The 21,995-nt window shown below is 70.0% G+C and carries 27 protein-coding genes; 16 read left to right on the top strand and 11 right to left on the bottom strand.

The features are described from left to right. Positions 1-11: 11 nt before the first annotated feature. From V6S85_RS17045 to purQ, 3 genes are all read left to right on the top strand, one after another. Entirely contained in the window at positions 12-497 is a 486-nt protein-coding gene (locus V6S85_RS17045) for a DUF3291 domain-containing protein (RefSeq protein ID WP_334349672.1), read from the top strand. An 81-nt stretch (positions 498-578) separates the two neighbouring features. Beyond that, positions 579-731, top strand: a complete 153-nt coding sequence (locus V6S85_RS17050; RefSeq protein WP_334349673.1) for a hypothetical protein — start codon at positions 579-581, stop codon at positions 729-731. A gap of 51 nt (positions 732-782) precedes the next feature. Further along, the gene (purQ, locus tag V6S85_RS17055) at positions 783-1,445 is read left to right on the top strand and encodes a phosphoribosylformylglycinamidine synthase subunit PurQ (RefSeq protein WP_101718845.1); all 663 of its coding nucleotides are present in this window, start codon (positions 783-785) and stop codon (positions 1,443-1,445) included. A gap of 135 nt (positions 1,446-1,580) precedes the next feature. On the opposite strand, the gene V6S85_RS17060 is transcribed toward purQ, so the two are convergent. The 3 genes from V6S85_RS17060 to V6S85_RS17070 form a co-directional block, all read right to left on the bottom strand. Then, positions 1,581-1,727, bottom strand: coding sequence for a hypothetical protein (locus V6S85_RS17060; RefSeq protein ID WP_164467334.1), 147 nt, complete (start codon positions 1,725-1,727; stop codon positions 1,581-1,583). Positions 1,728-1,865: 138 nt separating this feature from the next. After that, on the bottom strand, positions 1,866-2,258 hold the full coding sequence (locus V6S85_RS17065; protein ID WP_116569577.1) for a type II toxin-antitoxin system VapC family toxin: 393 nt from the start codon (positions 2,256-2,258) through the stop codon (positions 1,866-1,868). Next, a complete protein-coding gene (locus tag V6S85_RS17070; protein ID WP_058350011.1) occupies positions 2,258-2,518 on the bottom strand; it encodes a type II toxin-antitoxin system VapB family antitoxin in 261 nt (86 codons plus the stop codon). The genes V6S85_RS17065 and V6S85_RS17070 overlap by 1 nt, the downstream gene beginning before the upstream one ends. Before the next feature lie 67 nt (positions 2,519-2,585). Between V6S85_RS17070 and purL the strand changes: the two genes are divergently transcribed. Both purL and V6S85_RS17080 read left to right on the top strand, forming a co-directional pair. Next, a complete protein-coding gene (gene purL, locus V6S85_RS17075) occupies positions 2,586-4,793 on the top strand; it encodes a phosphoribosylformylglycinamidine synthase subunit PurL (RefSeq protein WP_334349674.1) in 2,208 nt (735 codons plus the stop codon). A 37-nt stretch (positions 4,794-4,830) separates the two neighbouring features. Continuing rightward, positions 4,831-5,202 (top strand): hypothetical protein, encoded by a 372-nt coding sequence (locus tag V6S85_RS17080; RefSeq protein WP_116569607.1) that lies wholly within the window; start codon positions 4,831-4,833, stop codon positions 5,200-5,202. A gap of 18 nt (positions 5,203-5,220) precedes the next feature. Here V6S85_RS17080 and V6S85_RS17085 read toward each other — a convergent pair whose 3' ends face one another. Next, a complete protein-coding gene (locus V6S85_RS17085; protein ID WP_334349675.1) occupies positions 5,221-5,898 on the bottom strand; it encodes a hypothetical protein in 678 nt (225 codons plus the stop codon). A 16-nt stretch (positions 5,899-5,914) separates the two neighbouring features. Beyond that, positions 5,915-6,568, bottom strand: a complete 654-nt coding sequence (locus tag V6S85_RS17090; RefSeq protein WP_334349676.1) for a hypothetical protein — start codon at positions 6,566-6,568, stop codon at positions 5,915-5,917. A gap of 310 nt (positions 6,569-6,878) precedes the next feature. Between V6S85_RS17090 and V6S85_RS17095 the strand changes: the two genes are divergently transcribed. The 4 genes from V6S85_RS17095 to V6S85_RS17110 all read left to right on the top strand — a co-directional run bounded on the left by V6S85_RS17095 (position 6,879) and on the right by V6S85_RS17110 (position 9,951). After that, positions 6,879-7,562 (top strand): heavy metal response regulator transcription factor, encoded by a 684-nt coding sequence (locus tag V6S85_RS17095; RefSeq protein WP_116488040.1) that lies wholly within the window; start codon positions 6,879-6,881, stop codon positions 7,560-7,562. Next, positions 7,559-8,983, top strand: a complete 1,425-nt coding sequence (locus V6S85_RS17100) for a heavy metal sensor histidine kinase (RefSeq protein ID WP_243410660.1) — start codon at positions 7,559-7,561, stop codon at positions 8,981-8,983. Before V6S85_RS17095 ends, V6S85_RS17100 begins: the two co-directional genes overlap by 4 nt. A 64-nt stretch (positions 8,984-9,047) precedes the next feature. Next, complete coding sequence (locus V6S85_RS17105; protein WP_116569572.1) at positions 9,048-9,425, top strand: hypothetical protein; 378 nt, start codon at positions 9,048-9,050, stop codon at positions 9,423-9,425. A 31-nt stretch (positions 9,426-9,456) separates the two neighbouring features. Further along, positions 9,457-9,951, top strand: coding sequence for a nuclear transport factor 2 family protein (locus V6S85_RS17110; RefSeq protein ID WP_334349677.1), 495 nt, complete (start codon positions 9,457-9,459; stop codon positions 9,949-9,951). On the opposite strand, the gene V6S85_RS17115 is transcribed toward V6S85_RS17110, so the two are convergent. The 5 genes from V6S85_RS17115 to V6S85_RS17135 all read right to left on the bottom strand — a co-directional run bounded on the left by V6S85_RS17115 (position 9,948) and on the right by V6S85_RS17135 (position 17,208). Then, entirely contained in the window at positions 9,948-11,333 is a 1,386-nt protein-coding gene (locus V6S85_RS17115; protein ID WP_334349678.1) for an efflux transporter outer membrane subunit, read from the bottom strand. The genes V6S85_RS17110 and V6S85_RS17115 overlap by 4 nt on opposite strands. Next, positions 11,320-12,528 carry an efflux RND transporter periplasmic adaptor subunit gene (locus tag V6S85_RS17120; RefSeq protein WP_116569569.1) on the bottom strand — a complete coding sequence of 403 codons (1,209 nt, stop codon included), beginning with the start codon at positions 12,526-12,528 and terminating at the stop codon, positions 11,320-11,322. The genes V6S85_RS17115 and V6S85_RS17120 overlap by 14 nt, the downstream gene beginning before the upstream one ends. Beyond that, positions 12,521-15,703 carry an efflux RND transporter permease subunit gene (locus V6S85_RS17125; protein ID WP_334349679.1) on the bottom strand — a complete coding sequence of 1,061 codons (3,183 nt, stop codon included), beginning with the start codon at positions 15,701-15,703 and terminating at the stop codon, positions 12,521-12,523. Before V6S85_RS17125 ends, V6S85_RS17120 begins: the two co-directional genes overlap by 8 nt. 156 nt (positions 15,704-15,859) lie before the next feature. Further along, a complete protein-coding gene (locus tag V6S85_RS17130) occupies positions 15,860-16,621 on the bottom strand; it encodes a hypothetical protein (RefSeq protein WP_334349680.1) in 762 nt (253 codons plus the stop codon). Between the two features lie 86 nt (positions 16,622-16,707). Next, a complete protein-coding gene (locus tag V6S85_RS17135; protein ID WP_116569605.1) occupies positions 16,708-17,208 on the bottom strand; it encodes a winged helix-turn-helix transcriptional regulator in 501 nt (166 codons plus the stop codon). Between the two features lie 125 nt (positions 17,209-17,333). On the opposite strand from V6S85_RS17135, the gene V6S85_RS17140 reads away from it, so the two are divergent. Together V6S85_RS17140 and V6S85_RS17145 are read left to right on the top strand one after the other, a co-directional pair. Further along, positions 17,334-18,131, top strand: a complete 798-nt coding sequence (locus V6S85_RS17140) for an SDR family NAD(P)-dependent oxidoreductase (protein WP_334349681.1) — start codon at positions 17,334-17,336, stop codon at positions 18,129-18,131. 79 nt (positions 18,132-18,210) lie between these two features. After that, positions 18,211-18,402, top strand: a complete 192-nt coding sequence (locus V6S85_RS17145) for a hypothetical protein (protein ID WP_116488223.1) — start codon at positions 18,211-18,213, stop codon at positions 18,400-18,402. A 199-nt stretch (positions 18,403-18,601) separates the two neighbouring features. Here V6S85_RS17145 and V6S85_RS17150 read toward each other — a convergent pair whose 3' ends face one another. Continuing rightward, positions 18,602-19,519 carry a M20/M25/M40 family metallo-hydrolase gene (locus tag V6S85_RS17150; protein WP_334349682.1) on the bottom strand — a complete coding sequence of 306 codons (918 nt, stop codon included), beginning with the start codon at positions 19,517-19,519 and terminating at the stop codon, positions 18,602-18,604. 190 nt (positions 19,520-19,709) lie between these two features. Here V6S85_RS17150 and V6S85_RS17155 point away from each other — a divergent pair, with 190 nt between their 5' ends. The 5 genes from V6S85_RS17155 (at position 19,710) to V6S85_RS17175 (ending at position 21,993) form a co-directional block, all read left to right on the top strand. Then, positions 19,710-19,946 carry a BolA family protein gene (locus V6S85_RS17155; RefSeq protein WP_101718828.1) on the top strand — a complete coding sequence of 79 codons (237 nt, stop codon included), beginning with the start codon at positions 19,710-19,712 and terminating at the stop codon, positions 19,944-19,946. Positions 19,947-19,952: 6 nt separating this feature from the next. Then, positions 19,953-20,843 (top strand): aldo/keto reductase, encoded by an 891-nt coding sequence (locus V6S85_RS17160; protein WP_334349683.1) that lies wholly within the window; start codon positions 19,953-19,955, stop codon positions 20,841-20,843. Between the two features lie 53 nt (positions 20,844-20,896). Next, positions 20,897-21,238, top strand: a complete 342-nt coding sequence (gene grxD, locus V6S85_RS17165) for a Grx4 family monothiol glutaredoxin (protein WP_101718826.1) — start codon at positions 20,897-20,899, stop codon at positions 21,236-21,238. Next, positions 21,235-21,654, top strand: coding sequence for an acyl-CoA thioesterase (locus V6S85_RS17170; RefSeq protein WP_116566477.1), 420 nt, complete (start codon positions 21,235-21,237; stop codon positions 21,652-21,654). The genes grxD and V6S85_RS17170 overlap by 4 nt, the downstream gene beginning before the upstream one ends. A gap of 63 nt (positions 21,655-21,717) precedes the next feature. Then, complete coding sequence (locus tag V6S85_RS17175) at positions 21,718-21,993, top strand: hypothetical protein (RefSeq protein WP_334349684.1); 276 nt, start codon at positions 21,718-21,720, stop codon at positions 21,991-21,993. Positions 21,994-21,995 lie beyond the last annotated feature (2 nt).

Consider the following 21,995-nt stretch of genomic DNA (forward strand, 5'->3'; position numbering starts at 1 on the left):
GGGAGGACGTCATGGCGGCATTCGAGCTGGCCCAGGTCAACATCGGCCGCCTGAAGGCGCCGATCGACCATCCGTCGATCAAGGACTTCGCCGACAACCTCGACCGCATCAACCTGCTGGCCGAAAGCTCGCCCGGCTTCGTTTGGCGGCTGAAGGGCGACGGGAACAACGCCACCGACCTTTCCATCGATGGCGATCCGCAGCTGATCCCCAACATGTCGACCTGGACCGACATCCCGTCGCTGGGCGCCTATGTCTACCGCTCGGCCCACGTCGAGATCATGCGGCGGCGACGCGAATGGTTCGAACCGTCAGAGCGCCCGCACATGGCCCTGTGGTGGGTCCCAGCCGGCCATCGCCCCACCATCGAGGAAGCGATGAAGAAGCTGGCCCTGCTGGCCGTCCACGGGCCGACGCCGGCGGCCTTCACCTTCCGACAGCCCTTCCCCGCTCCGGCTGGAGACAAGGTGTCGCCGCTGCTGGACGAATGCGCCTGACCATCCAAGCGGCGCCGTGAACCGCTAGACCCGCACCGCGTTCCCGCAGCGCCGGTTTCCGGCAAGGCTGGGATGACGACGATGCGCGTGGATCGCAGGGGCTTCCTATTCGGCTCGGGGGGTGCGGCCGCCCCCTACGCCGTGCAGCACGTGCGCCTGACGCCCAGCATCATGAACAACCCCGCCGAGGTCGACCGCGCCCTGGCGGCGGTGCGCGACATCACGCGGGCTTAAAAGGGTCCAGCCCCCTGACATTCCGCTCGAACGGTGCTACAGGCCCGCGCCATGAAAGCCGCCGTCGTCGTCTTCCCTGGTTCCAACTGCGATCGTGACTGCAAGGTCGCGGTCGAACGCTCCACCGGCGCCCGCGTCGAAATGGTCTGGCACCAGGAGACGGCCCTGCCGGACGACCTGGACCTGATCGTTCTGCCCGGCGGCTTCTCCTATGGCGACTACCTGCGCTGCGGCGCCATGGCCGCCCAGAGCCCGGTGATGCGCGAGGTGGTCTCGGCCGCCAACAAGGGCGTGGCCGTCGTGGGGATCTGCAACGGCTTCCAGGTGCTGACGGAAGTGGGCCTGCTGCCCGGCGCCCTGCTGCGAAACGCCAAGCTGAAGTACATCTGCAAGCCGGTCGAACTCGACATCGTCAACAGCCAGACCCGCTTCACCGCCGCCTTCGGCGAGCAGCGCGACGCGGTGATGACCGTCGGCAACGGCGAGGGCAACTTCTTCGCCGACGAAGAGACGCTGAACCGCATCGAGGGCGAGGGCCAGGTGGTCTTCCGCTACAAGGACAACCCCAACGGCTCGGCCCGCGACATCGCCGGCATCGTCAACGCCGGCGGCAACGTCCTGGGCCTGATGCCCCACCCCGACCGCTCGTTCGACGCCGATCTCGGCTCGGAAGACGGCGCGATCCTGTTCCGCAGCGTCTTCCAGAGCGCCTGACCGACCGCCCACGGAAAAGGGCCGGCGGAGCGAACGCCGACCCTTCCTCCGATGGAGCGCTGCTAACGCTCGCCAGAGCATTTTCCGACGAAGTGGGTACCGGTTCGTCGTCAGAAAATGCGCTAAAGCGTCAGATCAGCGGTCGCGATCGCGCTCCGGCTGATTTTCCTGGCCGCCCGGGTTGCGGCCCTGCTCGTTCTGGCGCTGCTGCTGTTGCTGGCCCGGAGCCTGTCGCTGCGGGTTCTGCTGTTGCTGCTGCGGATTGCGGGTTTGCTCGCCCATGGGCTTTACTCCTCTTCGTTCCGCGCGCTGCGATGCGCACGGGATGAAGAACGGGCCGAAGACTCGCCGCGTTCCTCCTGCGCAGCTGCCTTAGTTCCTGCTTAGCTTCTGTTTTCGCGGAAGTTTTCGCGCCTGGCGTCAGAGCGCCGGGCGGATGTCGGTATGGGCGAAGTCATCGCCCTTGAAGAGCAGCGGCGCGTCAAGCGACCTGGCCAGGGCATAGGAAAAGCTGTCGCCGTAGTTCAGGCGGGCCGGATGCCGGCCCTTGCCGAAACGGCTCAGCGCTTCCGCGGCAAGTCTCCATTGCGCCTCGTCGACGGGAACGACCTTCAGGCGATAGATCCGAATGAAGCGCTCCAGGATCGCGACGGGATCACCCGGCGTCTTCTTGCCCAACATGACGACGACGCACTCGGTAAGCGTCGCTGCCGAAACCCAGGCTCTGCTCGCCGCATCCAGCACGTCAGACAGCTGTTCCCGTTCCGGCTCCCCGGCAATGATCGCGTAGATCGCCGACGAGTCGACGACCATCAGATCGGCTCGCCAAACTCGCCATACATGTCGGCTTCGATCTCCTCGCGGGTCAAATCGTTGCGCGGCATGGCGTCGAGTTCCGCGAAAAAGGCCTGGATCTCCCTTCGGCGCTCATCGGAAATCTCGGGCTCAAGCCCCAGCGCCTTCAGCGTATCGGCCAGCGCGTTGTGGATCGCGTCCGTCAAACTGACGCCCGTGGCTTCGGCCACCTGGCGGGCCAGGGCTTCCGTCTCGGCGCGCTTGATGCTGATGCCCATTTCTAGAACCACCTTCAGCTTTCTAGAATATAGCGGAATCCCCCCAGCCGCGCTAGAAGGCGCGCCCATGAGCGCACCGACCAACGCCCCCGCGAAATCCATGGCCGATACGGCCGCCGAGTTCGGCCTGAAGCCCGAGGAATATGCGGTCGTCCTCGACCGTCTGGGCCGCGAGCCCAACCTCGTCGAGCTGGGCGTGTTTTCGGTGATGTGGTCCGAGCACTGCTCGTACAAGTCGTCCAAGAACCAGCTGAAGAAGTTCCCGATCAGCGGCCCGCGGGTGATCTGCGGTCCCGGCGAGAACGCCGGCGTCATCGACATCGACGACGGCGACGCGATCATCTTCAAGATGGAGAGCCACAACCACCCGTCCTACATCGAGCCCTACCAGGGCGCGGCGACGGGCGTGGGCGGCATCATGCGCGACGTCTTCACCATGGGCGCGCGCCCCATCGCCCTTCTGAACGCCCTGCGCTTCGGCGAGCCGGGCCACCCCAAGACCAAGCGCCTGGTCGATGGCGTGGTCGCCGGCATCGCCGGCTACGGCAACTGCGTGGGCGTGCCCACCGTCGCCGGCGAGACGAACTTCCACAAGGGCTACAACGGCAACATCCTGGTCAACGCCATGTGCGTGGGCCTGGCCAAGGCCGACAGCATCTTCTACTCGGCCGCCCCGGGCCCGAACCTGGCGGTCGTCTATTTCGGCTCCAAGACAGGCCGCGACGGCATCCACGGCGCGACCATGTCGTCGGCCGAGTTCTCGGAGGACTCGGAAGAAAAGCGCCCGACCGTCCAGGTCGGCGACCCCTTCGCCGAGAAGCTGCTGATCGAAGCCACGCTGGAGCTGATGGCGACGGGCGCGGTCGCGGCGATCCAGGACATGGGCGCGGCGGGCCTCACCTCGTCGTCGGTCGAGATGGCCGGCAAGGGCGGCGTCGGCATCGAGCTGAACATGGACATGGTCCCGCAGCGCGAAACCGGCATGTCGGCCTACGAGATGATGCTGTCGGAAAGCCAGGAGCGCATGCTGGCGGTCCTCAAGCCCGGCCGCGAGCAGGACGGCCACGCCATCTTCGAGAAGTGGGGCCTGGACGCCGCCGTCATCGGCTACACCACCGACACCGGCCGCCTGGTGCTCAAGCACCACGGCGAGACGGTCTGCGACGTGCCGCTGGCCCCGCTGTTCGACGACGCGCCGCTGTATGACCGCCCTTGGACCGAGCCCAAGGTCGACGCCCGCCTCGATCCCGGCCACGTGCCCGCGCCCGAGAACTGGGAAGCGGCCGTGCTCAAGGTCCTGGGCTGCCCCGACATGGCCTCCAAGCGCTGGCTGTGGGAGCAGTACGACCGCCACGTGATGGCCGACACCCTGGAAGACAGCGCCACCGGCTGCGACGCCGGCATCGTGCGCATCCACGGCACCGGCAAGGCCGTCGCGGTCACCAGCGACTGCACCCCGCGCTACGTCCAGGCCGACCCGTACGAAGGCGGCAAGCAGGCCGTCGCCGAAGCCTGGCGCAACCTGACGGCCGCCGGCTCGCTGCCGATCGCCATCACCGACAACCTCAACTTCGGCAGCCCCGAAAAGCCCGAGACCATGGGCCAGATCGTGCGCGCCACCGACGGCATGGCCGAGGCCTGCCGCGCGCTCGACTTCCCGGTCGTGAGCGGCAATGTCAGCCTCTACAACGAGACCAACGGCGTCGCCATTCCGCCGACCCCGACCGTCGGCGCGGTCGGCCTGCTGGCCGACTACGACCTGCGCACGGGCTTCGGCAACGTGGCCGAGGGCGACACCCTGGTGCTGATCGGCGAAACGCACGGCGAACTGGGCGCCTCGATCTATCTGCGCGAGATCCTGGGCCGCGAGGACGGCGCCCCGCCGCCGGTCGACCTGGCCGTCGAGCGCAAGAACGGCGACTTCGTCCGTGGCCTGATCGGCTCGGGCCTGGTGGCCGGCGTGCACGACCTGTCGGACGGCGGCCTGCTGGTCGCCGCGGCCGACATCGCCCTGGCCAGCAAGGTCGGCGTCACCCTGAACGCCACCAGCCACGCCCACGCCCACCCCTACCTGTTCGGCGAGGACCAGGCCCGCTACCTGGTGGCGACGCCCGATCCGGACGCCCTGCTGGAAGCGGCCAAGGAAGCCGGCGTGCACGCCAACATCGCGGGCGTGGCCGGCGGCGAGGCCTTCGCCTCGACCGACCTGTTCTCGATCCCGCTGGCCAAGCTGCGCGAGGCGAACGAAGCCTGGCTGCCGGCGTTCATGGGCTGATCGTCCTAGCGGCGAGAGTATCGAAAGAGTGTTCCAGATGCGCCTGCCGCTGATCGCCGCCGCCCTGCTGACCCTGGCCGCCTGCGCCCCCACGGCCCCGCCCCAGGGGCCCGCGTCGGGACCCGCGCAGGCCGCCTCGGGCAGCGACACCGCCGAGACCTGCGCCGCCCGCGGCGGCCAGATCGAGACGGTCGGCCGCCGAGGCCTGCCCACCTGCGTCGTGCCCTACGCCGACGCCGGCAAGGCCTGCACCGACAACGCCCAGTGCCAGGGCGGCTGCATCGTCGAGGGCAATCTCGAACCCAACGACGCCCCGGTGACCGGCCAGTGCAAGCGCTCGAACGTGCAGTTCGGCTGCTACGCCAAGGTCGTGAACGGCAAGGCGACGGGCGCGATCTGCGTCGACTGACGCGCCGCGCCCTCGACGCTAGATCGCTTCGTAGCTTACCGAGAAGCCGCCGTCGGCCGCATGGACGACGGTGGCCTTGGCGCGCTCGCGGCCCGTGAAGTCGATGACCGCGCCGCCCCTGGCCGACAGGTCGAGCACCTTGCCGCGCACATAGCGCCCCTCGACCAGGTGGAACACCGGCCGCGGCCGGATCTGGTAGGTGACGTGCGGCCGAGCCGTGAACACCGCCGCCGGCACGGGCTCGTTGCTGTCGATCTGCTTGGTCATGCCCAGCACCACCCCGTCGACTTCCGGCCCATCGCCTCCTGGAAAGTCGGCCTTGGTGCGGATCGCGAAGTGGCCAGGCTCGGCTGCGCCTGAGGCCAGATCATGGGCGAAGTCCCGAACGCCGCCATGATCGTCCATGTGGGTGATGGTGACGAGGTCGCGGGCCAGCGGGTTCACCGGCGCCGTGAACGGCCCCTTGATCACCCGGTCGACCTCCACCTTGGCAGGAAAGGCGATCAAGGCCTGGACGGCCTCGCTGAAGGTGGTGGTGCGCGGCTCGTTCGGCTCGACATAGTCGAAGGGCGCGCAGACGGAGGGCCATACCGCCACCGGCGCGCCGTCCAGGGTGACGTCCGGCGGCGCGGGCAGCAGCGCGTAGCTGCGGGCCCTGGCGCCGCCGTTCACGATCTCGATCGTCCAGACCGCCATGCTCGCCTCCGCTCGATCAGATGGGCTCGTAGCTGACGGCGAAGGTCCCGTCGGCCTTGGCCACGATCGTCGCCGTCAGCTTGTCCTGGTCGAAGTCGATGGCGACCAGCGACGGCGGATGCAGCGCCAGCGTCTCGCCGCGCAGGGGACGCCCCTCGGCAAGATGGAAGCGGCGCGACGGTTCGATCACGAACACCCCGCCGGCCTGTGGCGGAAAGCCGGCGATCGGGACCTCCATGTCGCTGTCTCCGTACTTGCCCAGTCCGATCGTCGAGGGCGGCGGGAGCGGGCCGCCGTCCAGCCGGTCGGGCATGTGCAGCGAGACCGTGCCGTAGCCCGACCGGTTATGCTCCACGGGCCCGAAGATGGCGGGATCGTTGAGCAGGTCGACGCGGTCGCGCGCCCGGGCGTCGACGTGAACGCTCGCAGCGCCGGTCAGCACCACGCCAGGCGCGGGCTTGGCGCCGCTCATGTCCACGAAGATGACGATGCTCTCGCTGAAGGTCGAGCGTCGGCGATCACCGGGCGGGATGCCAGGATAGGTGATCCAGGCGCACGGATGGACGGCGACCGCCTGGCCGGAGAACCGCACCTTGGGCGGCTCGCTGTAGACGAAGAAATCCTTGGCCGCTCCGGTCTCGTTGACCACCTCGATCGTCCAGATCGCCATCACTCGCCCCGTGCTCGCGACGCGCCCCTCGCGCCGAAACCGGGCGCAACCTGGACATGAATCGAAGAGCTTCGCAATTGACGATGGCGCACATCGAAGCGGCCGGAGCCTTTCGGTCAGAAATGTCATGCTGGCGTCAGCCTGGCGACCGGAGCGCTCTGGCACCTAGGCTTTAGTTCTCGCCCGGCCGCCACCGAGCCCCCTTCCCGCCCCAGCCGTGGCGGTCGGCGCGAGGACGCTGTATCAAAGCTGTTCGAGGAGGCCTTCCGCCTCCGCCGCACGAACACCGCGCCGCCGGGCCGCCGCCACCATGAAGATCCTGATCGTCGAGGACGAACCCAAGACCGTCGCCTATCTGCGCAAGGGGCTGACGGAGCAGGGCTATTCCGTCGACTTCGTCGGCGACGGCGAAGACGGCCTGCACCTGGCCCAGACCCTCGACTACGACGCCATCGTGCTGGACGGCATGCTGCCGGGCCTGGATGGCGTGGCCATGCTGGAACGCCTGCGCCAGACCCGCCAGACGCCGGTGATCATGCTGACCGCCCGCGACAGCGTCGACGACCGCCTGCGCGGCCTGGGCGCCGGGGCCGACGACTACCTGGTCAAGCCGTTCTCGTTCCTGGAACTGCTGGCCCGCCTGCAGGCGATCACCCGTCGCGGTCGCGGCGAGGCCACCACCATCACCGTCGGCGACCTGCACCTGGACCTGCTGGCCCGCCGCGCCACCCGCGCCGGTCGCCGCCTGAACCTGACGGCCAAGGAGTTCGCCCTGCTGGCGGTGCTCGGCCGTCGCCAGTCGCAGATCGTCTCCAAGACGATCATCACCGAGCTGGTCTGGGACATCAATTTCGACACCAACACCAACGTCGTCGAGGTGGCCATCAAGCGCCTGCGGGCCAAGATCGACGGCATGTTCGAGACCAAGCTGCTGCACACCGTGCGCGGCATGGGCTACGTGCTCGAGCACCGTCCCGACGGAAGCCCAGAATGACCCCCGCCTCCATCGCGCCCAAGTCCATAGCCGGGCGCCTGGCCCTGATGTTCGCGATCGCCACGACCCTGGTGTCGGTGCTGGCGGGCGTGGCGATCTTCGGCTTCCAGAGCCTGGAGCTGCGCCGCCACCAGGCCGAGGAGCTAAACGCCCGCATGGAGATCATCGACGCGATGATCCGCCACGCCGGCGATCCCAAGCGCTGGCCGATGCTGGGCGACAAGCTGGAGTCGTTCACCCCGGCCAACGGCGGCGTCCGCTACCGCGTCGACTGCCCCGACGCCCGCTTCCGTTTCGCCCCCGATGACGCCCTGGCCCGGGCGCGCGACGGCGTCGACCTGATCCATTTCGACGGCAGGCGCTACATGACGCTGACCCGCCGCGTGCCGCCCTATCTGGAGCGGCCGGAGGTGCGGCTGGTGATCGCCGCCGACACCGCGCCGTTCGACGCCTCGCGCAAGGTGCTGGGCGTCGGGGTGCTGGCCGTGTCGTTGGTGACGATCGCTCTGGTCAGCCTGCTGGGCTGGTGGGTCGCCCGCAAGGGCCTGGCCCCCGTCGACCGGCTGTCGCAGCGCGCCCGCGCGCTGAACCCCAACGACCTTGGCCTGCGCATGCCGACCCAGAACCTGCCGACCGAACTGGTGGGCCTGATGACCGCCTTCAACGGCGCGCTGGACCGCCTGCAGGACGCCTACGAGCGCCTGGCCTCGTTCAACGCCGACGTCGCCCACGAACTGCGCACGCCGCTGGGCAACCTGATCGGCCAGACCCAGGTCGCCCTGTCGCGCCCGCGCGACACCGGCGAGCTGGAAGAGGTGCTGCACTCGAACCTGGAAGAGCTGGACCGCCTGCGCTGCATCATCAACGACATGCTGTTCATGGCCCGGGCCGACCAGGGCGCGCTGGCGGCCAATCTCGAACCCGTGTCGCTGGCTGGCCTGACCCACAAGACCGCCGACTTCCTGGACGTCTTGTTCGAGGACGCCGGCGTGCGGCTGGAAGTGGTCGGCGACGGCATGGTGGCGGCCGACGCCTCGCTGCTGGGCCGGGCGGTGACCAACCTGCTCGACAACGCCATCCGCCACGGCGTCGACTGCAAGACCGTGCGCGTGACCATCGAGCCGCAGGACGGCAAGGTCTGCCTGGGCGTGCGCAATCGCGGCGGCCCGATCCCCGAGGCGCACCTGGCGCGGCTGTTCGACCGCTTCTATCGCCTCGACCGAGCCCGCGAGCACAGCCACGACGTCCACGGCCTGGGCCTGGCCGTGGTCAAGGCGATCGTGACCATGCACGGCGGCACGGTGTTCGCCCGCTGCGAGGACGGCGAGGTTCTGATCGGCTTCGTCCTGCCCGGCGGGACGGTCGCGAGCGGCGAGCCGCAGGAGCCCACCGTTCGCAGGATCGAACCGGTCCAAGCCTGAGCCCTGCGCAGCCCCCATAGGCGGCTCGCAACCTTGGCGCTAAGGTTCGCCCCAGGGGGGCCGCATGTCGGGTTTCACGGATCTTGAGAAGGCCGCGCTCGGCGCGATCTGCGATGGACGGCCGGCCATCGCGCGCCAGCTGCGCTCGTTGCTGGCGACGATGCGGCTGGCCGAGCGCGAAAACACCGGCCACGGCTTCTACACCTGCTTCGACGTCGACAAGGGCCAGCCGCCCGTCGTCTGGCCCACGCGCACGCTCGAGGGGCCGACCGCCGAGGTCGCGGTCGACGGCAAGACCCTGCTGATGGGGTTCGTCCTCTGGCTCGAGGACGGCTTTCCGACCTGCCTGGAGGGCTTCCAGTACGGCACGCCCGAGGGCGAGGAGATCGACCTGAAGCTCAAGGACCTCGCCGCCCTCGTCTGGACCCGCCCGGTCGACTGACAGGCCCCCTCACCGCAACTCGGAGACGCCCATGATCGCCGCCCTGCTCACCGCCATAGCCCTCGACGGATCGGCCCCGCCGCCTGCCGCCACTCCAGCCCAACCGGCGGCCGTCGCGCCGCAGGCGCTCGATCCGGCGGCGGTGAAGGCGGTCGAGGCGGTGGCCTACGACTATGTGGACGGCCAGCTGGAAGGCGACGTGGCGCGCGTCACCCGCTCGCTGCACCCGGACCTCGCCAAGCGCGCCATCCGCTCGCGGCCGGATCCGGACGAAACCCTCGGCCTTCGGCGCATGAACCGCGACGAACTGGCGGGCCTGACCCGGCAAGGCGCGCTGAAGACCCCGCGCGAGCAATGGGACCGCAGCGTGCGGGTGCTCGACATCGCCGGCAACGTGGCGGTGGCGAGGGTGGAGACGCCGTGGTTCGTCGACCACCTGAACCTTGGCCGGTTCGGCGAGCGCTGGGTGATCGTCAACGCGCTCTGGTATCCCAAGCCCCAGCCGGCGGCTGCGGCGAAGCCTTAGGCGCCCTCCCCGCCGGCCCAGCCGCCGCCGAGCGCGCGGATCAGATCCACGCTGGCGGCCAGCCGGCGGGTGCGCAGGTCCAGGGCCGAGCGGCGGGCGTCCAACTCGGCGGTCTGGGCGGTGACCACGTCGAGATAGCTGGCCGCGCCTTCCCGATAGCGGGTCGTGGCCAAGGCCGCGGTGCGGGCGGCCGCGTCGACGGCCTCGTCCTGGCGGGCCTGGGCGGCGGCCAGGCGGTTGGCCAGCGCCATCTGGTCCTCGACCTCGCGGAAGGCGTCGAGGACGGTCTGGCGATAGCCGGCGGCGGCCTCGTCGAACACGGCGCGACTGTGGGCGACCTCGGCCTTGCGGGCGCCGCCGTCCAGCAGCGGCAGGGCCGCGGCCGCCGGGCCCAGGGCCCAGATGCGGTTGGCCGTGGTCAGCAGCTCGCCGCCGGTCGACTGCCAGCCGCCGCTGGCGGCCAGGGTCACGGTCGGGAACCAGGCGGCGCGGGCCACGCCGATGCGGGCGTTGGCGGCGGCCACCCGGCGCTCGGCCGCGGCGATGTCGGGCCGGCGTTGCAGCACCGCCGACGGCGTGCTGACCGGCGTGCGCGGCGCGTCCGACAGCCCTTCGACCGAGGCCACCGAGAAGCTGGAGGCCGGTTCGCCGACCAGCACCGCCAGGGCGTGCTCCAGCAGGGCGCGGTCGGCCTGGGCCTGCTCCTGTTGCGAAAGCGCCGTGGCCAGCTGGGTCTCGGCGCGGCCGGTGTCGAGCGCGCTGGACGCCCCGCCGACCTGGCGGCGGCGGGTCAGGTCCAGCGCCTGGCGATAGGCGTCGGCGGTCGAGGCCAGCACGGCGATCTGGGCGTCGGCCCCGCGCAGCTGGAAATAGGCGTCGGCCAGTTGCGCCTGCAGGCTCAGGCGCACGGCCGCGAGGTCGGCGGCGCTGGCCTGCGCGTCGGCGCGGCCGGCCTCGACCTGGTTGCGCACCCGGCCCCAGAGATCGAGCTCGTAGGCGGCCGAGGCGCTGAGGCCGACCGGATCGGTGCGGCCCGACGAGACCGTGCGCTGGCTGGCGGCGCCCGCGTCAACGCCCACCGTGGGATAGAGGTCCGTGCGCGCCTGGCGGGCCAGGGCGCGGGCCTGGTCGTAGCGGGCCAGGGCCTGGGCGAGGCTGGCGTTGCCGCCGGCCAGGCGCTGTTCCAGCCCCGCCAGGGTCGGGTCGGCGAACACCGCCCACCAGTCGCCGGCCGTGGCGGCGTGGGCGACGGCCGGGGTCCAGGGCCCGGTGTCGCGGAAGGCGGCGGGCGTCGAGACGGCCGGCGGCGCATAGGCCGGCGCCGTGCTGCAGGCCGCCAGGCTCAGCAGCGCCAGGGGCAGGACAGCGTCAGCCGCGCGCACCGGCGCCTCCGTTGGCTTGCGCCGTCTTGGCGGGCGCGGGCTTGGGCTGGATGGCCCGCACCGTGTCGCCGTCGGCGATGGCGTCGGGCGGGCTGCTGACCACCCACTCGTTGGCGGCCAGACCGCCGGCCAGCTCCAGTTCCGAACCGTGGTCCTTGGCGATCGCGACCTTGCGGATGTGGACCTTGCCGTTGCTGTCGACCACGGCGATGGCCGTGCCCTCCTTGCGGAACAGCAGGGTGTTGGCCGGTACGCGCAGGGTCGCCGGCGCGCTCGCCGCGCCCTTGCCGAGGTCCAGGCTGACCTGGGCGTAGGCGCCGGGCTTCAGCTGGCCGGCGGCGTTGTCGACCTCCAGCTGCACCAGCATGGCCCCCGACTGGGCGTCGACGGCGTCGGCGGCCCGCACCAGATGCGCCTGGAACGACTGGCCCGGCAGGTCGGGGCTCGAGAAGCTGGCGGTCATGCCCGGACGGATCGAGGCGGCCATGCTCTGGGGCACGCTGACATAGAGGCGCAGCCGGCGGGTGTCCGACACCGTGAACAGGGGCGACGGCGCGCCGCCCCCGGCGCTGATCAGGGCGCCCAGGTCGGTGTCGCGGCTTGTCACCACGCCGTCGAACGGCGCGACGATGCGCTTGAAGGCCGCCAGGCTTTCCAGCCGGCGCACATTGGCGGCGGCCTCGTTGCGCATGGCTTCGCGGGCGGCCAGATCGCCCTGCTTCTCGTCGGCCTCCTGCTGGGAGACGGCGTTCTCGCCGACGAGGCGCTTCCAGCGGGCCGCGCCCACCGCGGCCAGGTCGCGCTGGGCCGACGCCGTCGCCAAGGCGGCGCGGGCGGCGACCAGCTGCTGGTCGACTTCCGGGGCGTCGATCTCGGCCAGCACCTGGCCGGCCTTCACCGGCTGGCCGATGTCGACGTACCAGCGGCGCAGATAGCCGTCGGTGCGGGCGTAGACCGGCGCCTGGTTCCAGGCCTGCAGGCGGCCGGGCAGCACCAGCGCGCCGTCCTCTCCGGCGGTGGGCCGCACGACGCTGACGGTGACGACGCCAGCGTCCTGGCTGGCGCCGGCCAAATCCTTGCCGGTCATGAAGCGGGCGGCCGCTCCCGTCGCCAGGATCAGGGCGAAACCCGCGGCGCCGACCAGCGCCAGGCGGCGCAGCCGACGCGGATCGGTCTTGGGCAGGGTGTCAGGCATGGACGTGTCCTTCGGTGGACGGGGCCTCGGCGCGCGGGCGGCGGCCGTGGACGATGGCGAAGATGGTCGGGACGAACAGCAGCGAGGCGCAGGTGGCGAAGATCAGGCCGCCGATCACGGCGCGGCCCAGGGGCGCGTTCTGCTCGGCGCCCTCGCCCAGGGCCAGGGCCATGGGACCCATGCCGATGATCATCGCCAGGGCGGTCATCAGCACCGGGCGGAAGCGGGTGACCCCGGCCTCGAACGCGGCCTGCACGGCGTCGCCGGTGGCCGCCAGCCGCTCGCGGGCGAAGCTGACCACCAGGATCGAGTTGGCCGTGGCCACACCCATGCACATGATCGCGCCGGTCAGGGCCGGCACCGACAGCGGCGTGCCGGTGGCGAACAGCATCCAGGCGATGCCCGCCAGGGCGGCCGGCAGGGCCGAGATGATCACGAACGGGTCCAGCCAGGACTGGAAGTTGATGACGATCAGCAGGTAGATCATCACCACCGCGCCCAAGAGGCCCCAGCCCATGCCGGAGAAGGCGGTGTTCATGGTCTGGTACTGGCCGCGCAGGGTGACGCGCACCTTGGCCGGCTTGTCCTTCTCCAGGCTCTTGAGGATCTTTTGGACGTCGGTCGCCACGCCGCCGAGGTCGCGACCTTGGGTGGCCGCATAGACGTTGACCATCGGCTGGATGTTGTATTGCGAGACCACCGCCGCGGTCGTCCCGCGGCTCAGCGCGCCCAGGCCGCCCAGCACCTGCGGCGCCTCGTTCGGCACGCGGCTGCCGGTGACCGGGATCGCGCCCAGCTTCTCGAAGCTGTCGATCAGGTATTCCGGCGTCTGGGCGACGATCGGGTAGGACACCCCGTTCTGCGGGTTCAGCCAGAACACCGGCGCGGTCTGGCCGCTGCCGGCCACGGCGCCGGCCAGGCTGGCGGTGACGTCGCGCTCGTCCAGGCCCAGGGCGTGGATGCGCGTGCGGTCGGCGTCGAAGCGCAGCTGCGGCGAGCCGGTGGGCTGCTGGATGCGGACGTCGGCGATGCCCTCGACGCCGCGGATGGCCCGCAGGATCTTCTGGGCGTAGGCCTGGTTGGTCGCCGCATCCCCGCCGGCCACCTGGATGTCGATCGGCGCGGGGCTGCCGAAGTTCAGTATCTGGCTGGTGACGTCGGCCGGCAGGAACGAGAAGGTCGCGTTCGGGAAGGCCTTGGGCAGTTCCTGGCGCAGCGCCTTGACGTAGTCGTCGGTCGGCTTGTGGCCCTTCTTCAGGCTGACCAGAATGTCGCCGTCCATCGGGCCGATGGTGCCCGAGGCGTTATAGGCGACGTTGATGCCGCTGGTGGAGAGGCCGATGTTGTCGACGATCGTCTCGATCTCGGCGTTCGGAATGATCGTGCGCACCTGGCGCTGGATGCGGTCGAACAGCGCCGCCGACTCCTCCACCCGATAGCCGCTGGGCGCGCGGACGTGCATGGCGATCGAGCCGGAGTCCACGGCCGGGAAGAAGTTGCGGCCCAGGAACGGAACCAGCGCCAGGCTCAGCACCGCGAAGGCCAGGAAGCCGGCGACGAACTTGCCGCGCGCGCCGAGCGCAAAGCCCAGCAGGCCGGCATAGGCGTCGCGCACCTTGGCGAAGGCCCGCTCGAAGCCGCGCTGGAAGCGCACCAGGCGATTCTTGGACGGCGCCTCCTGGTCGTGCGGGGCATGCGGCTTCAGCAGGAAGGCCGCCATGGTCGGCACCAGGGTCCGCGACAGCAGGAACGAGGCGATCATCGCGAAGACGACCGACATGGCCATCGGCACGAACAGGAAGCCCGACACGCCCGGCAGGAAGAACATCGGCACGAAGACGATGCAGATGCAGAGCAGGGACACGAAGGCCGGCGTGACGATCTGGGCCGCGCCGTCGAGGATCGCGGTCTTGACGTCCTTGCCGTGCTCCAGGTGCCAGTTGATGTTCTCGATGGTCACCGTGGCGTCGTCGACCAGGATGCCGACGGCCAGGGCCAGGCCGCCCAGGGTCATGACGTTGAGGGTCTGGCCGAAGGCGGCCAGGGCCGCCACCGCCGCCAGCACGGCCAGCGGGATCGACACGGCGATGATCACCGTCGAGCGCCAGCTGCCCAGGAACAGCAGGATCATCAGCGAGGTCAGCACCGCGGCCAGCGCGCCCTCGTGGACCACGCCCTCGACGGCGGCCTTCACGAAGGTCGACTGGTCGTTCAGCGGCGTGATCGACAGCTCGGCCGGCAGCTGGGCCTTCAGTTCGGGCAGCGCGCCCTTGATGCCGTCGACGATGGCGATGGTCGAGGTCGCGCCCGACTTCAGCACCGTCATCAGCACCGAGCGCTGGCCGTCCACGTGGACGACGTTCTGCTGCGGGGCCGAGCCGTCGCGGACGTGAGCGACGTCGCCCAGGCGGATGGTGGCGCCGTTGACCGTGCGCACCGGCAGGGCGTTCAGCTCGTCGACCGAGCCCGGGGCGTTGTTGAGCCGCAGGGAATACTGGAACTCGCCGATCTTGACGAAGCCGGCCGGCGTGATCTGGGTCTGGGCGGCGATGGCCGCGCCGACGTCGGTGGCCGACAGCCCCTTGGACAGCAGGGCCTGCGGGTCGATGTCGACCTGGATCTGGCGGGTCTTGCCGCCGAACGGGAACGGCACCGCCGCGCCGGGCACGGTGACCAGGCGCGTGCGGATGAAGTTGACGCCGTAGTCGAACAGCTGCTGCTCGCTCATGCCCTGGCCCGACAGCGCCAGCTGCACGATCGGCACGGTCGAGGCGTTGTAGTTCAGCACCAGCGGCGGGGTGGTGCCGGTCGGCATCTGGCGCAGCAGGGTCTGGGAGACGGCGGTGATCTGGGCGTTGGCCAGGCGGATGTCGGCGCCGGGCTGGAAATAGACCTTCACCACCCCGATGCCCTGCAGCGAGGTGGCCTCGATGTGCTCGATGTCGTTGACCGTGGTGGTCAGGGCCCGCTGGTAAGGCGTCAGGATCCGCCCCGACATGTCTTCCGGCGACAGGCCGTTATAGGTGAAGGCCACCGCCACGACGGGGACGCGGATCTCCGGGAAGATGTCGGTGGGCGTGCGCAGAATGGCCAGCACGCCCACGATGAGGATCATCGCGGCCATGACGACGAAGGTGTAGGGACGCGCCAAAGCGGTCCGCACAAGCGAGATCATCGAGAAATCCGTCGTTCCGGAGAGGTTGCGACGGATGTAGCGGCACCATCGGGTCGTCAGGCTGACGCCCGCCTGACAAGGCGGTCAGCAACGGTGGACAACCTTGGCCGCTGTCGATGGAAATCGGGGGCGCGGAAGGCATCCGAAGCCCCTGCCTCAGACGTAGGCGACGTTCGCCAGGCTGAAGAGGAACGGCTTGGCGTCCGCGCCCTGGCCGCCGCCCGTCATCACGATGTCGGCGCCGGCGATGCCCATCAGGTTGATCTCGGTCAGCGTCGAGATCGCCTCGCCGCCGTTCGCCTCGCCCGCCTCGGTCCGGGCGGCCGCGCCGATCCAGATCGTCGGCTTGAAGGCCAGGGTGACGGTGGTGTGCGGCGCGAGGGACGCCCGCGCATAGGGCTTGCCGTCGCGGAAGACGGTGGCCGCCACGAAGCCCTGGGGCAGCTGATTCATCAGGGCGATGGCGCGCGAAGGCCCCTGCTGGTCGGCGATCTTCAGCACCGTGCCGGACGGGGCGGCGACGACCTCCGCGACCTGGCCCTCGGCGATGTCCAGCTGCGGCGAGACATTGCCGTCGGGATCGACGACGCCGAGGGTGACCGCGACCGGCCACGTGAACGGATGGCTCCAGCCGGGGCCGCAGTTGTCGATCACCCGCCAGGCCTGCCCGATCCCGTCAAGCTCCGGCGAAGGAGGCTGGCCGAACAGCAGCACATGCACATTGCCGGCGTCGTTCGACCGGTTGACGAAGTTCAGCTTCACCTCGGGACCCGTCGCGCCCGCGCTCGCGGCCAGGACCGGGGCTTCCTCGGCGACCTCGTCGGCCGGCGGCGACGCGATCGCGACATCCTCGACCAGGGCCGAGACGAGGCCCGGATCGGTCGCGCCGTTGGCGCTCTTGGCGGTGATGGTGTCCATGGTCGCGCCTCCCCGGCGAAGGCGCTCCCGCCCTTCGCAATCCTGGGAAGCATACAACCTTGCGAAGATTACCCAAAGGCGCCGTTTCAGCCGCGCCCGCGCCGGGCCTCGATCCGGGCGACCCGCTGGCGCACCACCTCGCCGGCGGCGGGGCCGGCCGCGTAGGTGAAGCCCTCGCCGTCGATCGGCCGGCCGCTGCGGGCGTCGACCACGATCGGCACGGCCGCCTCGCCCGTGGCCACGTCCACCAGCTGGCCGGCGATCCCCTCTTCGGCGAAGTGGCGGTTGCCGAAGGCCAGCAGCGCGGTCAGCACCGGCGCGAAGTCCCGCCCCCGCGCCGTCGGCACGTACTCGTGGCGCACCGGCCGCTCCTGATAGGGCCGCCGCTCGAGAAAGCCGGATTGTACTAGTCCGGCCAGGCGCTTGGTGAGGATGTTGGGGGCCACGCCGAGGCTCTTCTCGAACTCGTCGAAACGGGTCAGCCCCTGCAGGGCGTCCCGCAGGATCATCAGGCTCCAGGTGTCGCCGACGCGTTCGAGCGTGCGGCCGACGGGGCACTGTCCGGGGTCGAAGGCGCGCGTGGTCATGAGATGAAGATAGGCGGTCGATAGCAAAATGAAAGCCAGTCACTTGCAATTCGAAAGTCACTAGCCATCTGCAAGTCACCCCGCCACGACGAGCGTGGCGGCCAGCATCCCGAGGGGATCCAGACATGAGCAAGAAGCAGTTTCCCGGCGCGGCCCTGGTCACCGGCGCCTCCACCGGCATCGGCGCCACCTATGCCGACCGCCTGGCCCGGCGCGGCCACGACCTGGTGCTGGTGGCCCGCGACGCGGCGCGCCTAGCCGCCATCGCCGAACGCCTGCGCGGCGAGACCGGCGTCAAGGTCGACATCCTCCAGGCCGACCTGACCAACGCCGTCGACCTGTCCCGCGTCGAGGCCCGCCTGCGCGACGACGCAGCCATCGACATCCTGATCAACAACGCCGGCGCGGCGCTGGGCGGCGACTTCGTCGACCAGGACCTCGACAAGGTCGACAACCTGATCCAGCTGAACGTGGTCTCGGTGACCCGCCTGGCCCACGCGGCGGCCGGCGCCTTCAAGGCCCGCGGTCGCGGCGCCATCGTCAACATCTCGTCGGTGGTGGGCCTGCTGCCCGAGTTCCGCTCGCCGGTCTACGGCGCGACGAAGGCCTATGTGACCTACTTCACCCAAGGCCTGCGCAGCCAGCTGCCGGACGCGGTCAAGCTGCAGGCGGTGCTGCCCGGCGCCACCCGAACCGAGATCTGGGACCGCTCGGGCGGCAGCGTCGACGCGCTGGATCCGTCGACCGTGATGGAGGTCGGCGATCTCGTCGACGCGGCGCTGGCGGGCTTCGACCAGGGCGAGCTGGTGACCATCCCGTCGCTGCCGGAAGCAGGCGACTTCGCCGCCTATGACGCCGCCCGGTTGAACCTCGCGCCCAACCTGTCGCGCGACCGGCCCGCGCCCCGCTACGGCGTGGCCTGAACCCTATGTCGGCGGCGGCCAGATCGCGGAACGAAAGCCGCCGCCGGCCGCTCCCCTTGTGAAGCCCGGGAGGCGCAACATGGCCGTCATCGCCAATCTCGACGAGTTCATCCTGGAGGAGACCGAGCACGGCATCTTCCTGACGCTCACCGCCGACGACGACCAGACCATGCGTGTCAAGGTCACGCTCGACGACCTCGAGGAGATCATGGAGATCATCGACGAAGTGTTCGGCGTCGAGGTCGAAGCCGCCAACGACGAGGCGGAGTGAGAAGATCCTCCCCCTGAAGGGGGAGGTGGCCCGGAGGGCCGGAGGGGGAAGTGCCTGATGAGGTCAGTGCATCCCCCAAATCAGCAATCACTTCCCCCTCAGTCGCTCCGCGACAGCTCCCCCTTCAGGGGGAGCATGTGGGAGGACGGGCCGGAGTGGGGACCTTTTCAGCCGTCCGCTATCCCAGGATCGAGACGCCCTAACGCGCCACTTCCCCCAGTCGCTCGTCGAACGCCCGCGTCGCCAGGACGACCGTCGCCACCGAGGCCTTGAAGAAGGGCTGCGGGATGGTCTCGAAGTCGTCGGTGGGCTGGTGGTACTCGGGGTGGTCCTCCACCCCGAAATAGACCCACGGCACGCCCTTCTCGGCGAAGGCGCCGTGGTCGGACTGGCTGGTCCAGTTGTTGTCCTTGCCGTCGGCGTCGGTGTCGTGGCCGAGCTTCAGCTTGACCGGCGCGGCCTTGGCCACGGCTTCGAGGATCGGCTTGAGGGCCGGCTGCGGCGAAGCGCCGGCGGCGTAGAGCTCGCCCTTGGCGTTCTTGCTGAGCATGTCGAAATTGACGTTCAGCCCGATCGCCGACAGCGGGATCGGCGGCTGGGCGACGAAAGCCCTGGCGCCGCGCAGACCGCCCTCCTCGGCGTCGAGCGCCACGATCAGCACGTCATGCTTGGGCGGATCGGCCCTGAACGCCTCGGCCACCGCCAGCAGGCCGGCCACGCCCGAAGCGTTGTCGTCGGCGCCATTGTAGATCTGGCCGTTCTTCACGCCGACATGGTCGTAGTGGGCGGTGACCACCAGGGCCTTGCCGTCGGGCGCCGTCCCCTTGATGCGGGCCGCCAGGTTGACGCCGGTGATCGTCGCGCCGTCCTTGCGGGTGAAGCGGAACGGCTGCTCGAAGCCCTCCCCGATGGGCGCCAGGCCGATGCCCTTGAAGCGCTCGAGGATGTAGGTCCGGGCCAGCTGCGAGCCCGGCGTGCCCGGCGCGCGGCCCTGCATGGCGTCGGCCGACAGGATCTTCACGTCGTCGAGGGCCAGGTCGCCGGGACCGGCCAGGGCGGGCGCGGCGAGGCTGGTCAGGAAAATCGCCAGGACGCTGGCCACGGACGTCGAACGCATCGCAACTCCCTACCCACGCGCACGGTCTGCGCCGTCACGGAACGTGGCTTCCGCCTGTTTTGATCATCACGACGTTGCGCGCGCAACCGGGCCGCCTCTCGACGATTGCTTCCGGGCGCGACGCCCGCCATATGCGCGATCTTAAGGTTTACGGGGCATACAGCCCCTTCGAGGATCGGAGAATCCGCCCATGCCCATGTCGCCCGACGTGCTCGAAGCTCGCCTGAACGCGGCCTTTCCGGATTCCGAGATCGTGCTGACCGACCTGGCCGGCGACGGCGATCACTACAAGGCGCGCATCGTCTCGCCCGCCTTCCGCGGTCTGACCCGCGTCAAGCAGCACCAGATGGTCAACCGCGCCCTGGCCGACGTTCTGGGCGGCGAGTTGCACGCCCTGGCGCTCGAAACCGCGGCCCCGGCGGAGTAACGCACCTTGCGCTATCGTCCATTCGGCAAGGCGGGCATGGCGATCTCGGCGGTGACGCTGCGGCTCGCCGACCACCCGCGCATGAGCGGCAAGGACTGGCGCAACCTGATCTTCACGGCCCTGGAAGCGGGCATCAACAGCTTCGAGGTCCACGGCTCGTCCAACGCCCTGCTGGAAGGCGTAGGCGAGTCGCTGACCACGATCGAGCGACGGCTGCTGTTCGTCGGCTGGCGCCTGCGCAGCGGCGGCGAGCTCCTCAGCGCCCAGGCGATCCACGGCCTGGTGGACACCGCCATCGAACGCTGCGGCCTGTCCTATGTGGACCTCATCACGGTCGACGACCCGGGCTCGGCCTTCCCGCCGACGGCGATGGCCGCGCTGCTGGGCCTGCGCCAGTCCGGCCTGATCCGCTCGCTGGGCCTGGCCAGTCGCGGCGAGAGCCAGGACCGGCACCTGGCCGGCGGCGTGTTCGACGCCCTGGCCGCGCCGTTCAATCTGTCGTCCGGCTGGGCCGACCGCCACCGCATCCGCAACGCCATGGCCCACGACGTGGCCGTGATCGGCGAGGACTTCTGGCCGCAGAGCATCCGCGAGCGCGAGGCCAAGCCGATCTTCAAGAAGCCGTCGCTGTGGCGTCGTCGCACCGACCCCCTGACCAATCTTGGCGGCTACGACTTCCTCGACAACACCACCGGCTGGACCGGCCAGGAGCTGTGCCTCGGCTACGCCCTGACCGAACCCTCGCTGGCCACGGTGCAGATCATCACCACCAAGCGCGACAAGCTCGAGGCCCTGGCCGCCGTGGTCGAGCGCGACCTGCCGACCGGCTGCGCCGCACAGATCGAGATGGCGCGGTTTTCGGCTGAACAGGCCGCCGGGACCAAGCGCCGCGCTTGACCGGGGGCCTTCCGGCGCCTAGCTGAGGGGTTACCGCCAAGGAATTCCTCCCCATGACCGAAGTCGCCGCCTCCCCCGCCCTCGAATTCATCGCCAAGACGGTGGCCGAACACCCCGTCGTGCTGTTCATGAAGGGCGTGCCCGACCAGCCGCGCTGCGGCTTCTCGTCGGTGGCCGTGCAGATCCTCGATCACCTGGGCGTCGAGTTCGTCGGCGTCGACGTCCTGCAGGACGACGAACTGCGCCAGGGCATCAAGACCTTCACCGACTGGCCGACCATTCCCCAGCTCTACGTGAAGGGCGAGTTCGTCGGCGGCAGCGACATCGTCCGCGAGATGTTCCAGTCGGGCGAACTGAAGTCGTTCCTGATCGAACAGGGCGTGATCTCGGCTTGAGCCGGGTCTTCGTCCCGCCGAGCGACGCCTTCCCCCTGACCTTCGCGCCGAAGGCGTCGGACATCGACGCCAACGGCCACGTCAACAACGTGGTCTATCTGGGCTGGGCCCAGGACCTGGCGATCGCGCATTGGGAGGCCTGGGCTTCGCCCGAAGAGCGGGCTCCCTGGAGCTGGGTCGCCCGCCGCCACGAGATCGACTACCGCCGCGAACTGCTGCCCGACGAGATCGCCACTGGCTACACCTGGGTAGGCGAGCTCAAGGGCCCTCGCTTCGAGCGCTATGTCCGCATCGACGGCCCCGACGGCGAGATGTGCGCCCAGAGCCGTACCGACTGGGTGCTAATCGACATCGCCGCCAAGCGGCCGGCCCGGGTGCTGCCCTGGATGGTCGAGCGGTTCACGCCGAAGGGCTGAAGCGGGGCGTTGACGCGCAACCTCAAGTCGCGCCACATGGCGTTCGACCGCAGGAGGATTGTCTTGCTCGCTTTTGTCGCCGCCGCCGCCCTCGCTGGCGCCCCCGCCGCCGCGCAACCCGCCGACCTGACCTCGGCCGCCAGCGCCTGCAAGGCGCCGGCCTCCTGGCTGTCGCTCCAGGACGACGGTCGGGTCATGCTGAGGACAGACGCCGGCGCCGCCTACAGCCAGGTCATGTGCGTACTGGGCCAGCTGCAGGATCGCGGCATCTACAAGGTCGGCCTTATCGCCAGCCCCGCAAGCCCGCTCCCCGCGAGGGTTACGATCGCGACGAAGTGAGG

The sequence above is a fragment of the Caulobacter sp. CCNWLW153 genome (genome assembly GCF_036889365.1).
Taxonomy (GTDB): Bacteria; Pseudomonadota; Alphaproteobacteria; order Caulobacterales; family Caulobacteraceae; genus Caulobacter; species Caulobacter radicis.

Bases quoted from the DNA above. Each gene is read 5' to 3' on its own strand.
- V6S85_RS17150 (WP_334349682.1), bottom strand. From the start codon at position 19,519: ATGCGTTCGACGTCCGTGGCCAGCGTCCTGGCGATTTTCCTGACCAGC.
- V6S85_RS17085 (WP_334349675.1), bottom strand. From the start codon at position 5,898: ATGGCGGTCTGGACGATCGAGATCGTGAACGGCGGCGCCAGGGCCCGC.
- purL (WP_334349674.1), top strand. From the start codon at position 2,586: ATGAGCGCACCGACCAACGCCCCCGCGAAATCCATGGCCGATACGGCC.
- V6S85_RS17045 (WP_334349672.1), top strand. From the start codon at position 12: ATGGCGGCATTCGAGCTGGCCCAGGTCAACATCGGCCGCCTGAAGGCG.
- V6S85_RS17140 (WP_334349681.1), top strand. From the start codon at position 17,334: ATGAGCAAGAAGCAGTTTCCCGGCGCGGCCCTGGTCACCGGCGCCTCC.
- V6S85_RS17070 (WP_058350011.1), bottom strand. From the start codon at position 2,518: ATGGGCATCAGCATCAAGCGCGCCGAGACGGAAGCCCTGGCCCGCCAG.
- V6S85_RS17100 (WP_243410660.1), top strand. From the start codon at position 7,559: ATGACCCCCGCCTCCATCGCGCCCAAGTCCATAGCCGGGCGCCTGGCC.
- V6S85_RS17050 (WP_334349673.1), top strand. From the start codon at position 579: ATGCGCGTGGATCGCAGGGGCTTCCTATTCGGCTCGGGGGGTGCGGCC.
- V6S85_RS17130 (WP_334349680.1), bottom strand. From the start codon at position 16,621: ATGGACACCATCACCGCCAAGAGCGCCAACGGCGCGACCGATCCGGGC.
- purQ (WP_101718845.1), top strand. From the start codon at position 783: ATGAAAGCCGCCGTCGTCGTCTTCCCTGGTTCCAACTGCGATCGTGAC.
- grxD (WP_101718826.1), top strand. From the start codon at position 20,897: ATGACCGAAGTCGCCGCCTCCCCCGCCCTCGAATTCATCGCCAAGACG.
- V6S85_RS17090 (WP_334349676.1), bottom strand. From the start codon at position 6,568: ATGGCGATCTGGACGATCGAGGTGGTCAACGAGACCGGAGCGGCCAAG.
- V6S85_RS17125 (WP_334349679.1), bottom strand. From the start codon at position 15,703: ATGATCTCGCTTGTGCGGACCGCTTTGGCGCGTCCCTACACCTTCGTC.
- V6S85_RS17110 (WP_334349677.1), top strand. From the start codon at position 9,457: ATGATCGCCGCCCTGCTCACCGCCATAGCCCTCGACGGATCGGCCCCG.
- V6S85_RS17080 (WP_116569607.1), top strand. From the start codon at position 4,831: ATGCGCCTGCCGCTGATCGCCGCCGCCCTGCTGACCCTGGCCGCCTGC.
- V6S85_RS17065 (WP_116569577.1), bottom strand. From the start codon at position 2,258: ATGGTCGTCGACTCGTCGGCGATCTACGCGATCATTGCCGGGGAGCCG.
- V6S85_RS17120 (WP_116569569.1), bottom strand. From the start codon at position 12,528: ATGCCTGACACCCTGCCCAAGACCGATCCGCGTCGGCTGCGCCGCCTG.
- V6S85_RS17105 (WP_116569572.1), top strand. From the start codon at position 9,048: ATGTCGGGTTTCACGGATCTTGAGAAGGCCGCGCTCGGCGCGATCTGC.
- V6S85_RS17095 (WP_116488040.1), top strand. From the start codon at position 6,879: ATGAAGATCCTGATCGTCGAGGACGAACCCAAGACCGTCGCCTATCTG.
- V6S85_RS17060 (WP_164467334.1), bottom strand. From the start codon at position 1,727: ATGGGCGAGCAAACCCGCAATCCGCAGCAGCAACAGCAGAACCCGCAG.
- V6S85_RS17155 (WP_101718828.1), top strand. From the start codon at position 19,710: ATGCCCATGTCGCCCGACGTGCTCGAAGCTCGCCTGAACGCGGCCTTT.
- V6S85_RS17135 (WP_116569605.1), bottom strand. From the start codon at position 17,208: ATGACCACGCGCGCCTTCGACCCCGGACAGTGCCCCGTCGGCCGCACG.
- V6S85_RS17145 (WP_116488223.1), top strand. From the start codon at position 18,211: ATGGCCGTCATCGCCAATCTCGACGAGTTCATCCTGGAGGAGACCGAG.